General features: G+C 67.3%; 13 protein-coding genes. 7 read left to right on the top strand and 6 right to left on the bottom strand.

Annotated elements, in window-relative coordinates:
* Nucleotides 1-138: 138 nt before the first annotated feature.
* Entirely contained in the window at nucleotides 139-1,860 is a 1,722-nt protein-coding gene (locus tag J7J50_RS18550; RefSeq protein ID WP_215056886.1) for a hydrogenase maturation protein, read from the top strand.
* A gap of 163 nt (nucleotides 1,861-2,023) precedes the next feature.
* Here J7J50_RS18550 and J7J50_RS18545 read toward each other — a convergent pair whose 3' ends face one another.
* The 6 genes from J7J50_RS18545 to ccsA all read right to left on the bottom strand — a co-directional run bounded on the left by J7J50_RS18545 (nucleotide 2,024) and on the right by ccsA (nucleotide 8,749).
* On the bottom strand, nucleotides 2,024-2,284 hold the full coding sequence (locus J7J50_RS18545) for a hypothetical protein (protein ID WP_215056885.1): 261 nt from the start codon (nucleotides 2,282-2,284) through the stop codon (nucleotides 2,024-2,026).
* Nucleotides 2,285-2,458: 174 nt separating this feature from the next.
* Nucleotides 2,459-4,030 carry a DHA2 family efflux MFS transporter permease subunit gene (locus J7J50_RS18540; RefSeq protein ID WP_215056884.1) on the bottom strand — a complete coding sequence of 524 codons (1,572 nt, stop codon included), beginning with the start codon at nucleotides 4,028-4,030 and terminating at the stop codon, nucleotides 2,459-2,461.
* 393 nt (nucleotides 4,031-4,423) lie between these two features.
* A complete protein-coding gene (locus J7J50_RS18535) occupies nucleotides 4,424-5,617 on the bottom strand; it encodes an efflux RND transporter periplasmic adaptor subunit (protein ID WP_215056883.1) in 1,194 nt (397 codons plus the stop codon).
* Nucleotides 5,614-7,128 (bottom strand): efflux transporter outer membrane subunit, encoded by a 1,515-nt coding sequence (locus tag J7J50_RS18530; RefSeq protein ID WP_215056882.1) that lies wholly within the window; start codon nucleotides 7,126-7,128, stop codon nucleotides 5,614-5,616. The genes J7J50_RS18535 and J7J50_RS18530 overlap by 4 nt, the downstream gene beginning before the upstream one ends.
* 3 nt (nucleotides 7,129-7,131) lie before the next feature.
* Nucleotides 7,132-7,590, bottom strand: a complete 459-nt coding sequence (locus J7J50_RS18525; protein WP_215056881.1) for a MarR family transcriptional regulator — start codon at nucleotides 7,588-7,590, stop codon at nucleotides 7,132-7,134.
* Nucleotides 7,591-7,957: 367 nt separating this feature from the next.
* Entirely contained in the window at nucleotides 7,958-8,749 is a 792-nt protein-coding gene (gene ccsA / locus J7J50_RS18520) for a cytochrome c biogenesis protein CcsA (protein ID WP_215056880.1), read from the bottom strand.
* Between the two features lie 202 nt (nucleotides 8,750-8,951).
* On the opposite strand from ccsA, the gene ffh reads away from it, so the two are divergent.
* From ffh to J7J50_RS18490, 6 genes are all read left to right on the top strand, one after another.
* Nucleotides 8,952-10,319 carry a signal recognition particle protein gene (gene ffh / locus J7J50_RS18515; protein ID WP_215056879.1) on the top strand — a complete coding sequence of 456 codons (1,368 nt, stop codon included), beginning with the start codon at nucleotides 8,952-8,954 and terminating at the stop codon, nucleotides 10,317-10,319.
* Nucleotides 10,320-10,919: 600 nt separating this feature from the next.
* On the top strand, nucleotides 10,920-11,177 hold the full coding sequence (gene rpsP / locus J7J50_RS18510; RefSeq protein ID WP_057943483.1) for a 30S ribosomal protein S16: 258 nt from the start codon (nucleotides 10,920-10,922) through the stop codon (nucleotides 11,175-11,177).
* Nucleotides 11,178-11,236: 59 nt separating this feature from the next.
* On the top strand, nucleotides 11,237-11,752 hold the full coding sequence (gene rimM / locus J7J50_RS18505) for a ribosome maturation factor RimM (protein ID WP_215056878.1): 516 nt from the start codon (nucleotides 11,237-11,239) through the stop codon (nucleotides 11,750-11,752).
* 87 nt (nucleotides 11,753-11,839) lie between these two features.
* The gene (gene trmD / locus J7J50_RS18500) at nucleotides 11,840-12,664 is read left to right on the top strand and encodes a tRNA (guanosine(37)-N1)-methyltransferase TrmD (RefSeq protein WP_215056877.1); all 825 of its coding nucleotides are present in this window, start codon (nucleotides 11,840-11,842) and stop codon (nucleotides 12,662-12,664) included.
* Between the two features lie 135 nt (nucleotides 12,665-12,799).
* Nucleotides 12,800-13,201 (top strand): 50S ribosomal protein L19, encoded by a 402-nt coding sequence (rplS, locus tag J7J50_RS18495; RefSeq protein WP_215056876.1) that lies wholly within the window; start codon nucleotides 12,800-12,802, stop codon nucleotides 13,199-13,201.
* Nucleotides 13,202-13,593: 392 nt separating this feature from the next.
* The gene (locus J7J50_RS18490) at nucleotides 13,594-13,959 is read left to right on the top strand and encodes a hypothetical protein (RefSeq protein WP_215056875.1); all 366 of its coding nucleotides are present in this window, start codon (nucleotides 13,594-13,596) and stop codon (nucleotides 13,957-13,959) included.
* Nucleotides 13,960-13,976 lie beyond the last annotated feature (17 nt).

Genomic DNA, 13,976 nt, shown 5'->3' with positions numbered 1-13,976 from the left:
GGCGCGTGCAAGGAACAGCGATACCCGTCGAAAAATCGAAACCCCGTTGCGGTGCAGCAGGAATTTGTGATCTCCGCTCATGTTTATGAATACGTGTTGGCACACATTCGATCCTTCGTCGTGACGAAGGAGCGTGCGATGTCGCTGCGGATTTTGTTCCTGTGCACTGCATACAACGGACTGGCGCAGCGCGCCTGGGCCGAGTTGACCGACCTGGGCCATCAGGTATCCGTACAGATCGCATCCGATCCCGACACGATGCGCGCCGCCGTCGCCCGCGAGCGGCCGCAGCTGATCGTCGCGCCGATGCTCAAGACGGCGATTCCGGAAGACGTGTGGCGCCGCCACACCTGCCTGATCGTGCATCCGGGCATCGTCGGCGATCGCGGCCCGTCCTCGCTGGACTGGGCGATCCTGGAAGGCGAGCACGACTGGGGCGTCACCGTGCTGCAGGCCGCGGCCGAGATGGACGCCGGCGACATCTGGGCCAGCGCCGGCTTCGCCATGCGCGGCGCGTCCAAGAGCCAGCTGTACCGGCACGAAGTCACCGACGCGGCCAGCCGAGCGTTGTTGCAGGCGGTGGAGCGTTTCGAAACCGGCGGCTACGCGCCGCAACCGCTGGACTACGCCGCGGCGAACGTGCGCGGCCGCCTGCGCGCGAGCATGCGCGCGGCCGATCGCAGCCTGGACTGGGAGATGGACAACGCCAGCCTGCTCGCGCGCATCCGCAGCGGCGACAGTTTTCCCGGCGCGCGCGGCGAAATTGCCGGCGTGCGCTGCCATGTGTTCGGCGCGCATGAGGAACCGTCCCTGCGCGGGCGTCCGGGCGAGTTGCTGGGCCGGCGCGAAGGCGCGATCTGCATCGGCACGCGCGACGGCGCGCTGTGGCTGAGCCATCTGCGCGAGAAGGACGGGATCAAGCTGCCGGCGACCCTGGTGCTGGGCGAGAAGCGCTTGCGCGAAGTGGCGCAGCGGCCGCTGCGGCCGGCGACCTCGGTGGCCGGGCGGCGCGATCACGCCTACCGGCAGATCCGTTATCGCGAAGCCGGCGCGGTCGGTTATCTGCATTTCGATTTCTACAACGGCGCCATGTCCACCGCTCAGTGCGATCGCCTGCGCACCGCATTTTTGCAGGCGCGGCAGCGGCCGACGCGGGCCATCGTGCTGATGGGCGGCAGCGACATCTGGTCCAACGGCATCCACCTCAACACCATTCAGGCCGCGTCCGATCCGGCGCTGGAATCGTGGCGCAACATCCTGGCCATGAATGCGTTGGTGCGCGAGATCGTGCTGACCGATTCGCACCTGGTGATCTCGGCGATGCGGGGCAATGCCGGCGCGGGCGGAGTGATCCTGGCGCTGGCCGCCGATCAGGTGTGGGCGCGGCGCGGCGCGGTGATGAATCCGCATTACAAGAGCATGGGCGGCTTGTACGGATCGGAGTACTGGACCTATCTGCTGCCGCGCCGGGTCGGCGAGACCTTGGCGCAGGAACTCACCGAAGGCCTGCGCCCGATCGGCGCGGCCGGCGCCGAGCGCATCGGCTTGATCGACGCCGCGTTCGGCGCCAGCGCGGCGGATTTCGTCGCGCACGTCGAGCAACGCGCCGAACGCGCGGCCGATCCGGTCAGCGTGCGCAAGGCCCTGGCCGGCAAGCGCCGCCGCCGCGCCGCCGACGAGCGCCGCAAGCCGCTGGAGAGTTACGGCGCGGAGGAGTTGGCGCACATGTACCGCAATTTCTTCGGCAGCGATCGCAGCTACCACGAGGCGCGGCGGCGTTTCGTGCTCAAGTGCGCGGCGACGGCGTGCGAGGCCTTGCCCGAGCAAAGCGCGCCGCGGCGTGCGGAGGTTTCGGCTTGAGCGCTGGTGGGTGATGTAGTGTCTTGGCGAAAAGCATCGGGCCTGAAAGGCCCTCCCACAAAAGACCTCGACGGCCCGAAGTCTCTTATGGGAGGGCCTTTCAGGCCCGATGCTCTTCGCTCAGCAACCGCGCTACGGACCACGGCCCGCAGCGTGGATCGCCTCAAAGCACCGCGCAATCGCAACTGCGAACGCAAGCCCGATAAGTCGCCCCACAGCCGGCTTCATCGCCGACCACCTGCATGCATTCGGCGTATTCGATCTCGCAGGTGCGCTCACAGGTCGCAGCAGCGTCGCCGGCGCTGGCGCCGAACGAGAACGCAAAGCCGAAGACCACGGCCGCCAATGCATACATGCCGAGCTTGTTCGATTCCTTTCTCACGATGTATTCCCCGGTCGCCCCGAAGCGGGGCGCGAGCATCATGCGAAGCGCGGAAGGCGCCGGTCAATACGTGGCGAAGCGGAAACCGTCGTGCGCCGACGGGGCGGCGCCGTGGTCCAGGTCGAACCTGCAACAGGCAGGCCTGAAGGGGCAGGAGCGCCGATGCCACGACGCAAGCCAAAGACCGCGGCTAGCGCCGCCTCCACCCTCGATACATCAGTGCCCGCCAGCCGCCGCACCGCCCGCGGCCTTGGCGCTGAACGGCGGCTTGGCGAACCAGACGAATACCGTCACCACCAGGAACAGGATGCCGATCAGATGCAGCATCTCGTTGAAGCCGATCTGCGCGGCCTGCTGCGAAATCATCTGATTGAGCACCAGCGCGCCGCGGGTGGCGTCGCCGTTGCCGAGCGTGTTGACGGTCTGCTGGATCGCCGGATCGTAGGCGCCGATATGCTCGGTCAACTGCGCGTGGTGGATGGTGCTGCGCTGGCTCCAGGCCCAGGTCGTCAACGACGCGGCGAAGCTGCCGCCGAGCGTTCGCACGAACGTCGCCAGGCCCGAGCCCGCCGCGATCTCATGCGGCTCCAGGTCCGACAGCAGGATGGTCAGCACCGGCATGAAGAACAGCGCCACGCCCAGGCCTTGCCACAACTGCACCAGGGCGACGTGCTGGAAATCCACGTCGAGATTGAAACCCGAGCGCACGAAGCTGGTGAAGGCCATGACGATGAAGGCCGCGCTGGCGACCATGCGCAAGTCGAAGCGCGCGGCGTACAGGCCCACGAACGGCGTCAGCAACACCGGCAGGATGCCGATCGGCGCGGTCGCCAGACCCGCCCAGATCGAGGTGTAGCCCAGGTTGCGCTGCAGCCACAGCGGCACCAGCAGGCTGATCGAGAAGAACGCCGAGTAGGCCAGCACCATCGCCAAGGTGCCGCTGGCGAAGTTGCGATGGCGGAACAGGCGCAGGTTGACGATCGGATCGCGTTCGGTCAGTTCCCAGATCACGAACACCGCCAGCGCGATCACGGCGACCACGGTCAGCACTACGATCTTGGTCGAGTTGAACCAGTCCTCGTCGTTGCCCAGGTCGAGCATGATCTGCAGCGCGGCCACGCCGATCACCAGCATCGCCAGGCCCATGTAGTCCATCTTCGGGTTTTCCAGCCGCTCCGGCCGGCCGCGCAGCTGATTGGCCACCACCAGGCTGGCGAAGATGCCGATGGGAATGTTGATGAAGAAAATCCATTCCCAGCTGTAGTTGTCGGTGATCCAGCCGCCCAGGATCGGCCCTGCGATCGGCGCGACCACGGTGACCATCGCCAGCAAGGCGATGGCTTGCCCGCGTTTGTGCGGTGGATAGATCGAGATCAGCAGCGCCTGGGTGACCGGATACATCGGCCCGGCGACGAAGCCCTGCAGCGCGCGCGCGGCGACCAGCAGGCCCATGCTGTTGGCCAGGCCGCACAGGAAGGAGGCGATCACGAACAGCATCGTCGCCCACATGAACAATTTGCGTTCGCCGAACTTGCGCGTGAAGAAGCCGGTCAAGGGCAGGGCGATGGCGTTGCTGACCGCGAACGAGGTGATGACCCAGGTCGCCTGGCTGCTGCTGCCGCCGAGGTTGCCGGAGATGGTCGGCAGCGAGACGTTGGCGATGGTGGTGTCGAGCACCTGCATGAACGAGGCGAGGGCGAGGCCCAGCGTCGTCAGCGCGATATTCGGCGGCCGGAATGCCCCGGGGGCGGCGGGCGCGGCTCCGGCGTTGGCGGTGGTGGCGGACATGGATCTGCCTGTCGGTTCGGGTGGGCCGCGCGCGGGCGCGGGACCAAGAGCGGAGGTGAGGCCTTCCTGGGTCCGTCATTCCGGCCTTGGCCGGAATGACGGCTTCGGAGCTCGCGTGGCGTCGTCGGGGGAGGTCGAGGCAGCGCGCATGGCGCGCCGGCTTCGAAACGATGCTTTGCGAACGACAGAAGAAGAACGACGTGGGGGAGGCGCTTCGTCTTTGCTGCGGGGCGAAACTTTCAAGCGGGTTTGCAGGTGAAGCTTGGCTTTTGTAGGAGGGGCTTCAGCCCCGATGCTTTTCGGTCAGATCGCGATGTCGGAGCGAAAGGCGTCGGGGCTGAAGCCCCTCCCACCAAACTCGCTCCCACAAAAAACCGCTCCGACCCGCGGCGATCAACCGTGCTGCAGGCCCGGCAAATTCTCGCGAACGATCTTCTCGATCATCGCGTCGGCATCGTGCAACTGCTTGGCGTAGGCATCGGTGCTCAGCACGCCCTTGGCCGGCGGCGCGCCGGCGAGCACGGCGCCGTTCTGATCGCGGATGGCGACATCGACGTGCATGCTCAGGCCCAGGCGCAGCGGATGATCGGCGAGCTGCCTGGGTTCGATCTCGATGCGCACCGGCACGCGCTGGATGATCTTGATCCAGTTGCCGCTGGCGTTCTGCGCCGGCAACAGCGAGAACGCGCTGCCAGTGCCCAGGCCGAGGCTGACCAACTTGCCCTGGTAGCTCACCTCGGAGCCGTATAGATCCGAATGCAGTTCCACCGGCTGGCCGATATGCATCTTGGCCAGTTGGGTTTCCTTGAAGTTGGCTTCGACCCAGACCTGATCCAGCGGAATGATCGTCATCAGCGCGGTGCCCGGCTGCACGCGCTGGCCGAGTTGCACGTTGCGCTTGCCGATGTAGCCGCTGACCGGCGCGAGGATCGCCGAGCGCTGCAGATTCAAGTACGCCTGACGCAACTGCGCGGCGGCCGCGGCAACTTGCGGTTGCTTGGCGACGGTGGTCGCATCGACCAGGGCGCGATTGCGGGCCAACGCGCCGCGCGAGGACGACATCGCCGCTTCGGCCGAGGCCAGTTCATCGCGCGCATGCGCCAGTTCTTCCGCCGAGACCGCGCCGCCGGCGACCAGTCCCTCGCGGCGCTTCACGTCGGCGCGGGCCTTCTGCACCGCGACTTCGCGCGCCGACAGGTCGGCCTGGCCGGCATCCACCGCGCTGAACAAGCCGCGCACCTGACGCACGGTGTTGGCCAGATTCGCCGTGGCCTGATCGTAGGCGACCTGCGCATCGTTGGGATCGAGTTGCACCAGCACTTGCCCGGCGCTGACCTTCATGCCGTCGTCGGCGCCGATGCTGACCACGGTGCCCTGGACTTGCGGGGTGATGTTGACGACGTTGCCCTGCACGTAGGCATCGTCGGTGTCCTGGTGCCAGCGCAGCACCAGCAGGTAATACGCGGTCCATGCGACCGCGGCGACCACCACCACGGTCAGCAGGATCAACAAGGCCTTGCGGCGATTGTTCTTCGGCGCCGGCGCGGCGGCGGCCGTGGCGGCTTGGGGATTGACTTCAGTAGTCATGGCGTGGGGGCCTTGGCGATAACGTTGCTATTGGAAGATTCGTTGGGAACCGTGGACGCGACCGGGTCGGGCGAAGTCAGTTCGAGTCCGCCGCCGAGCGCGCGATCCAGGTCGATCTGCGTGGCCAGGCGCTGCGCGCGCAGGCCGGCGAGCTGCTGATCGAGTTGCAGCAGCGGACGCTGCGCCGACAGCACATCGAGCTGCGTGCCCAGGCCGGCGCGATACCGGGTGCTGGCGATCTGCCAGGCCTGCTGCGCGGCATCGCGCGCCTGCTGCGCCGACACCAGCTGGCCGTCGAGCGAACGCGAGGCCTGCAACGCGTCGGCGACTTCGCGCAGCGCGCCGACCAGATTCTGGTTGTAGTTGGCGACGGCGAGGTCGTACTCGGCGTCGCTTTGCGCCAGTTGATTGCGCAGACGGCCGCCGTCGAAGATCGGCATGCTGATCGCCGGGCCGCCTTGCAGCAGCTTGGCGTCGCTGGAGAACAGATCCGACAGATGGCCGCTGCCCAGGCCGACGATCGCGCTGAGGTTCACGGTCGGATAGAAGTCGGCCTTGGCCGCCTTGATGCCGTGCGAACTGGCTTCCACGCGCCAGCGCGCGGCGACCACGTCGGGACGATGGCCCAGCAGTTCGCTCGGCAATACCGCCGGCACCGCCGGCGGCTTGGCCGCGAGCAGGGTCGGGCGGGCGATATCCAGGCCGCGATCCGGGCCCTTGCCGAGCAGCGCGGCCAGCGCGTTGCGAGCGGCGTCGATCTGCTGCTGCGCCGCCTGGATCTGCTGGTCGGCGCTGGCGCTCGCGCTCTGCGCGTTGCGGATCTGCAACTGGTTGTCCAGGCCGGCCTTGACGCGCTGCTGGCCCAGGCCGAGCAGGCGCTCGGAGCGTTGCTTCTCCGAAGTGGCCACGTCCTGCGCTTCGAAGGACTGCGCCAGCGACACATAGGCGCGGGCGATGTTCGAAGACAAGGTCAGGCGAGCGGCCTGCGCTTCGACTTCGGCGGCGCGCGCCTGGCCCAGCGCGGCCTGCCAGCGGGCGCGCTTGCCGCCCCACAGGTCCGGGCTGTACTTGAATTGCAGCATCAGCACGTGCGCGCCGAGGTACTTGCCGCCGATCGGTTCCGGCGCCAGCGTCTCGGGCAGTTCCACGCCGGAGTACTGCGCGTCGCCGCCGACGGTGGGCTTGCGCGCGGCGTCGGCGAGGCCGGCCTGGGCGATGGCTTGGCGCACGCGCGCATCGGCGGCGTCCAGGCTCGGCGTGCCGGCCAGGGCTTCATCGATCAAACCGCTGAGTTGCGCGTCGCCCAGCGCCGTCCACCAGTCGCGCTTGGGGAATTGCGCCGCCGACACGTCGGCGAGGCTGCGCTTGGCTTGCAGGCTGTCGGCGTCGAGCGCGTGGCCGGCGGGCTGCAGGCCGTGGGTGCTGGCGCAACCGGCGAGGATCAGCGCGGCGGCCAGGGGAGTAAGCACGTAAAGCAGCCCGCGGCGCGGGCGAGTGTCGAGACGTGACATGGCTCAGGAACCGGAGAGAGTGAGGTTGTCGCGAACCTGTTCGAGCAAGCGGTACAACTGGTCGCGATCGGAATCGCTGAGGCCGGCCATGGCGCGCTCGCGCACGCGCTTTCCGCACTGGTCGATGTCTTCCCAGATCGCCGTACCGGCTTCGGTCAGGTGGATGTTGAGCGCGCGGCGATCGTCGGGATCGGCCACGCGCATGACGAATCCGCGGCTTTCCAGCTTGTCGAGCAGGCGGGTCATGGCGCCGGGATTGAGCTGGGCCGCGCGCGCCAGTTCGGTCACCCCGGCGGTGCCGATCGCCAGCTCCTTGAGGGTGATGAACTGGCTGAAGGTCAGATCGTGGCCGGCCTGCGCCAGCTCGCGTTCCATCTGCGCCCACATGGCGTCGCGCACCTGGCGGAACAGCAGGCCGAGGTTGGACGTGGAGCAAGGCTGGTTGGGGGTCGAGGTCGTCATGGCGCGGAATAATCTGCGCCCGCGCAATAGTTGTCAAGGCAAATATTGATCTGGCAAGGGCCTGTTCAGGCAAGTGCCAGAGAGGTGTGGAATCCGTGTAGATCGCGAGCGCGCTGGCACCCGTTCAGCCGGCCACGGACAAGGCTCGGGGTCGAGAAGGGCATACGCCAGCACTAGCGGCCAAAGCCGACCGGTGCGCGCCTACAGCCAGGCGTAGGCCAGGGCCATCGGCACGATCGAGGCCACCCCGGCGCTGCCCTGGTACAGGTGACAGGCGATGCGGATCGCGGTGCTGAAGTGGATCGCCGCCCACGTCGAGCGCTTGTCGCGCAGGGCGGCGATCGGATAGCCGCGGACCAGGGCTTCGTCAGACCCGTTTGAGGATCACTTCCAGCACGAACTTGCTGCCGAAGAAGGCCAGGATCAGCAAAGCCATCGCGCCCAGGGTCCAGCGCACCGCGACCACCCCGCGCCAGCCGTAGCGCCAGCGGCCCAGCAGCAGGCCGCCGAAGGCCAGCCACGACAGCACGCTGAGCACGGTCTTGTGCATCAGGTGCTGGGCCAGCAGGTTCTCCACGAACAGCACGCCGGTCAGCAAGGTCGCGGTCAGCAGGACGAAGCCGACCGCGATGGTGCGGAACAACAGGCTTTCCAGCTCCACCAGCGGCGGCAGCGCGCGCAGCCAGCCGTGGAACTCGCGCCGGCGCAGCGCGCCTTCCTGCACCCACAGCATCAGCGCGAACAAGGCCGCGACCGCCAAGGTGGCGTAGGCCAGCAGCGCCATCCAGGCGTGCAACTGCAGGCGCCAGTCCAGCGGCTCGGGGTGCTGGACGTGGCCGTACATCTGGTAGCCGACCAGCATCAGCGCCGACAGCGGAAACACCAGCACGCCCAGCGCGGCCATGCGCCCGGAGGCGCCGACGATCGCGGTCAGCACCGACATCCCCAGCCCGACCAGCGACAAGGCCGCGAAGAAATGCAGGTCGGCGCCGCCGGCGTTGCGCCAGGCCAGGAAATGCGCGGCGCCGTGCAGCAGCACCGCCAGATTGGCCGGTGCCAGCCACAGCCGCGCGCTGCGGCCGCGGTCCTGGCGCACGGCCGAAACCAGCAATCCGGTCGCGGTCAGGTAGAGAACGACGGCGATGAGAACGATTGTCATCGCAGGAGTGTCGCATGAGGAGTGAGTTCAGAGGAGTGAGTAAAGGCGGGCGTCCGGCCCTTGCTTCCGCTTTTGCTCACTCCTCTCAACTCACTCCTCTGAATGCACTCCTCTGAACTCGCTCCTTTGACTGCCTCCCATCCGCCCCTCGCCCCGCCAGCTATACTTGCCGCCCCTGTCGTTCCGCGATCACGACCACGCCATGTTCGAATCACTGACCCAACGCCTCTCCGGCACCATCGAGCGCCTGCGCGGCCGCGGCCGTCTGACCGAGGAAAACATCCGCGAGTCGATGCGCGAAGTGCGCATCGCCCTGCTCGAAGCCGACGTCGCGCTGCCGGTGGTGCAGGCGCTGATCGAACGCATCAAGGTGCGCGCGGTCGGCCAGGAAGTGCTCAAGTCGCTGACCCCGGGCCAGGCCCTGATCAAGGTCGTGCGCGACGAGCTGACCACGGTCATGGGCTCGCAGGCCGCCGACCTGAATCTCAACGTGCCGGCGCCGGCGGTGATCCTGCTCGCCGGCCTGCAGGGTGCGGGCAAGACCACCACGGTCGGCAAGCTGGCCAAGCACCTGAAGGAACGGCGCAAGAAGAAGGTGATGGTGGTCTCGGCCGACGTTTACCGTCCGGCCGCGATCGAGCAGCTCAAGCAGCTCGCGCAGCAGGTCGATGTACTGTTCTTCGCCTCCGACGCCTCGCAAAAACCGGTGGACATCGTCCGCGCCGCGATCGCCGACGCGAAGAAGTCCTACGTCGATGTGCTGCTGGTCGATACCGCCGGCCGCCTGGCCATCGACGAAGCGATGATGGCCGAGATCAAGGCGCTGCATGCCGCGGTTGCGCCGGTGGAAACCTTGTTCGTGGTCGATTCGATGACCGGCCAGGACGCGGCGACCACCGCCAAGGCCTTCAGCGAAGCGCTGCCGCTGACCGGCGTGGTGCTGACCAAGACCGACGGTGACGCCCGCGGCGGCGCCGCCTTGTCGGTGCGTTACGTCACCGGCCGTCCGATCAAGTTCATCGGCGTGGGCGAAAAGCCCGACGGCCTGGACGTGTTCCATCCCGATCGCGTCGCCAGCCGCATCCTCGACATGGGCGACGTGTTGTCGCTGGTCGAGCAGGTCGAGCAGCAGGTCGACAAGGACAAGGCGCAAAAGCTCGCCGAGAAGGTCGCCAAGGGCAAGAAGTTCGACCTCAACGACATGAAGGATCAGCTCGAGCAGATGCAGAACATGGGTGGCCTGCACGGCCTCATGGACAAGCTGCCGGGCATGGGCCAGATCCCCGAGTCGGTGAAGAATCAGGTCACCGGCAAGGAAGTGCCGCGCATGGTCGCGATCATCAACTCGATGACCAAGAAAGAGCGCCGCAACCCGGGCCTGCTCAACGGCTCGCGCCGCGCGCGCATCGCGAAGGGTTCGGGCCTGACCCCGGCCGACGTCAACAAGCTGATGAAGCAGTATCAGCAGATGGAGAAGATGATGAGCAAGCTCTCCGGCGGCGGCATGAAGGGCTTGATGCGCGGCATGAAGGGCATGATGGGCGGACGCGGCGGCATGCCGTTCCGTTGATTGCGCCGCGGGCGCTGCGAATCCGAACGGCGGCCGATGGCCGCCGTTTTTCGTTCTGGGGCCGGTATCGCGCGCCTTGATTTGTCTCGGCTTCTGTCTCTGCCGTCATCTCCGCGAAGGCGGGGATGCAGAGACTTCAGAGTCATGCCTCGATAGAGCCCTGGGTTCCCGCCTGCGCGGGAACGACGGTAGGCAGGTTGCGCGGCGTAAGTCGCCCAAGCCGGAGGAATCCCCCAAGCCGAGGAATCCCTCCAAGCCGAGGAATCCCTTCAAGCCGTCATCCCCGCGAACGTGGGTATCCAGCGACTTGAGCGCCATGCCTCGACAAAGCCAGGAGTTCCCACCCGCGCCGGATGGCGGCAAAGACAACGGGGCAGACCCGCAAAAGTACCGGAGCGAGCAGGCGGAGAGGCCGGCCAGCCGCGCCAAGCCAGGGGACCTCGGCCCCCAAAATCCAGGCAAGACCAAGCTTTCCGAGCCGCCGCAGGGCCCCCGGCCGGGCGCCCGAACCCACTCGGGTTTGCTCAAGCCACGGAATCGGTTAAACTTTTCGGCTTACCCCGTCATTCCGACGGCTGGGCAACACAGGAAAAAGACCCCATGGTCAAGATTCGACTGACCCGCGGCGGCGCCAAGAAGCGTCCGTTCTACCACATCATCGTCACCGACAGCCGCAGCGCCCGCGACGGCCGCAACATCGAGCGCGTCGGTTTCTACAACCCGGTCGCCGCCGGCGCCGAGAAGCGCGTCGAGCTCGACCTCGAGCGCGTCAAGCACTGGGTCGGCCAGGGCGCTCAGCTGACCGACAAGGTCGCCGATCTGTACAAGCAGGCCGTCAAGGCCGCCCCGGCCGCCTGAGCCGGTGGGCCGCGCGCCGCTCCCGACGGGGCGAGCCGCGCGGCCTTTCCATCGCACCTATGAGCGATAATTCGCGCCGCATCCTGCTGGGCAGGGTGCTTGGCGCCTTCGGTATTCGTGGCGAAGCCAAGCTCGAGTCGTGGACCGAGCCGCGCGCGGCGATTTTCCGCTACCAGCCCTGGATCGTGCGCGACCCGCAGGGCCGCGAGCGCGAGCTGTCGGGCGTGCGCGGCCGCCAGAGCGGCAAGTTCCTGATCGCCACCTTCCCCGATGTCGCCGACCGCGACACTGTCGAAGCCATGCGCGGCACCGAAATCTACGTCCCGCGCGCGGTGCTGCCGCCGCCCAAGGACGGCGAGTACTACTGGGTCGATCTGGAAGGCCTGCGCGTGGCGACCACCGAAGGCGTTTCGCTCGGCACCGTCTCGCACCTGTTCGCCACCGGCGCCAACGACGTGCTGGTCGCCCGCGACGACGAGCGCGAGCGCATGATTCCGTTCGTGATTCCGCAGTACGTGCTGTCGGTCGATTTCGAGGCCAACCTCGTGACGGTCGATTGGGACCCGGATTTCTGAGGAATGAGTCGAGAGCAGCAAGAAGCGAGCGAAAGCCGCTTCCACCCCTGACTCGTTCCTCACTCCTCTCAACTCACCCCTCGCTCAATGCGTATCGACCTCATCAGCCTGTTCCCCGAATTCGTCGCGCAATGCGCGGCGTTCGGCGTGGTTGGGCGCGCGGGCGAGCGCGGGCTGCTGTCGTTGCACGGCTGGAATCCGCGCGATTACGCCGAAGGCAATTACCGCCGCGTCGATGAGCGTCCGTTCGGCGGCGGCCCGGGCATGGTCATGCTGATCGAACCGCTGCGCGCGGCGATCCGCGCCGCGCGCGCGGCCGATCCGGCGCCGGCGCGGGTGATCTACATGAGCCCGCAAGGCGCGCGGCTGGATCAGGCCAAGGTCCGCGAACTGGCGGGCCACGAGCGCATGATCCTGTTGTGCGGCCGTTACGAAGGCGTCGATGAGCGGCTGATCCAGGCCGAGGTCGATGAGGAAATCTCGATCGGCGACTACGTGCTGTCCGGCGGCGAACTGGCCGCGGCGGTGATCGTGGACGCGGTCGCGCGGCTGCAGGAAGGCGCGCTCGGCGACGCCGAATCGGCGGTGCAGGACAGTTTCGAGGACGGCCTGCTGGACTGCCCGCATTACACCCGTCCGGTCGAGCACGAACTGGGCCCGGTGCCGGCGGTGCTGATGTCGGGCAACCACGCCCACATCGCCCAGTGGCGCCGGCAGCAGTCGCTGGGCCGGACCTGGCAGCGCCGGCCGGACCTGCTGGACGAGGCCGCCCTGTCCAAGGCCGACCGCAAATTGCTGGACGCCTACCGGGCCGAACTGGCCGCCCGCCAGGCCGGGGAGGGTGGTCAGGGCACGCCGGAAACCGTTTCCAGCGCCGCTCCGGCCTCCGGATCGGGCAAAACCCCCGAGTAAACGCCTCCAGGCCCTAGCCACACCGGGAAAAAGCTCGTTATAATTAGTCGCTTAGCTGTACCCCTTTGCTGTACCGATGCCATGACGCGGGTCCACGTGCACTCGCGCAACAACTAATCCAACAGGCCGTAAACCATGAACAAGCCCTCTATCCACACCCTGCTGCAGAATTTCGAAGCCGAGCAGATCACCCGCAAGCTTCCCGACTTCGGCCCCGGCGACACCGTCGTCGTCAACGTCAAGGTCAAGGAAGGCAACCGTGAGCGCGTCCAGGCCTATGAAGGCGTGGTCATCGCGATCAAGAACGGTGGCCTGAACTCCTCGTTCACCGTGCGCAAGATCTCGCACGGCTTCGGCGTCGAGCGCGTCTTCCAGACCCACAGCGCGATCATCGACTCCGTCGACGTCAAGCGCCGCGGCAAGGTCCGCTCCGGCAAGCTGTACTACCTGCGCGGCCTGGAAGGCAAGAAGGCGCGCATCAAGGAAGACCTGGCCGCTTACGCGCGCGCAAAGAGCGCCGCTGCCGCCGCCGAGTAATCCCCGCGTCGCGCGCAAGACGCGCATCGCAACGAACGGCCGCCGCAAGGCGGCCGTTTGCGTTTGTGGACGCGGTCGCGTCGGTCGTCCCGCGGCATGCGATGGTTCCGCGGAAACACCGCGCGCTGCCGCCATCGCTTTGCCGGGCGCGCGACGCCAAGCCGGCGATCGATCCGGCTGAGCGCGGGCGACGCCAACGCACGCTGCCTCGATGAAACATCGCGCCACGGCCGGCCCGCGGACGCGACCGCGTATCCCTCGATATGGCCGTAATGGCCCTGTCGATTGGCCGGACCGGCGCTGTGCGCCGCGCCCGGTTCGCGCTAGATTCGTGCAGGATTCGCGACGCGGCCCGGCCGCGTTCGAACTCGCCCCCGCGGCAGGAGAGCAACGTGAACCCCGGTTTGTCCGAAGGCGATATCTGTACGTATTTGCGCAGCGATGGCAGCTGGGGATTCTTCTGGGTCCAGCGCATCGATGCCTTGCCCGACGGCCGCGACGCCATGTCGCTGCGCAAGTTCGATACCCATACCAGCGAGGAAGTGCTGCTGGAGCACGCCGCCGACGTAGCCGAACTCAAGACCGTGCGTCTGCTCGGCCATTTCCCGATCGTCGGCACGCGCGTGGCCGAAGCCGGGCCGCGCGTGATCGGCTGGATGCCGGTGCGCGAGGAAGACCTTGAGGGTTACCGGATCTGGCGCGAGGCCTTCGACAAGGGCGAGGCCGGAGTGTTCACGCTGGCGCTGGAAGAAATCTAGTCGGGCCTGAACACATC

It is taken from the genome of Lysobacter sp. ISL-50 (assembly GCF_018612875.1).
Classification (GTDB): Bacteria; Pseudomonadota; Gammaproteobacteria; order Xanthomonadales; family Xanthomonadaceae; genus Lysobacter.
Note: the sequence above shows the minus strand (reverse complement) of the source record. Positions and strands in the feature narration are given on the sequence as shown.

Bases quoted from the DNA above. Each gene is read 5' to 3' on its own strand.
- J7J50_RS18550 (WP_215056886.1), top strand. From the start codon at position 139: ATGTCGCTGCGGATTTTGTTCCTGTGCACTGCATACAACGGACTGGCG.
- J7J50_RS18545 (WP_215056885.1), bottom strand. From the start codon at position 2,284: ATGATGCTCGCGCCCCGCTTCGGGGCGACCGGGGAATACATCGTGAGA.
- J7J50_RS18540 (WP_215056884.1), bottom strand. From the start codon at position 4,030: ATGTCCGCCACCACCGCCAACGCCGGAGCCGCGCCCGCCGCCCCCGGG.
- J7J50_RS18535 (WP_215056883.1), bottom strand. From the start codon at position 5,617: ATGACTACTGAAGTCAATCCCCAAGCCGCCACGGCCGCCGCCGCGCCG.
- J7J50_RS18530 (WP_215056882.1), bottom strand. From the start codon at position 7,128: ATGTCACGTCTCGACACTCGCCCGCGCCGCGGGCTGCTTTACGTGCTT.
- J7J50_RS18525 (WP_215056881.1), bottom strand. From the start codon at position 7,590: ATGACGACCTCGACCCCCAACCAGCCTTGCTCCACGTCCAACCTCGGC.
- ccsA (WP_215056880.1), bottom strand. From the start codon at position 8,749: ATGACAATCGTTCTCATCGCCGTCGTTCTCTACCTGACCGCGACCGGA.
- ffh (WP_215056879.1), top strand. From the start codon at position 8,952: ATGTTCGAATCACTGACCCAACGCCTCTCCGGCACCATCGAGCGCCTG.
- rpsP (WP_057943483.1), top strand. From the start codon at position 10,920: ATGGTCAAGATTCGACTGACCCGCGGCGGCGCCAAGAAGCGTCCGTTC.
- rimM (WP_215056878.1), top strand. From the start codon at position 11,237: ATGAGCGATAATTCGCGCCGCATCCTGCTGGGCAGGGTGCTTGGCGCC.
- trmD (WP_215056877.1), top strand. From the start codon at position 11,840: ATGCGTATCGACCTCATCAGCCTGTTCCCCGAATTCGTCGCGCAATGC.
- rplS (WP_215056876.1), top strand. From the start codon at position 12,800: ATGAACAAGCCCTCTATCCACACCCTGCTGCAGAATTTCGAAGCCGAG.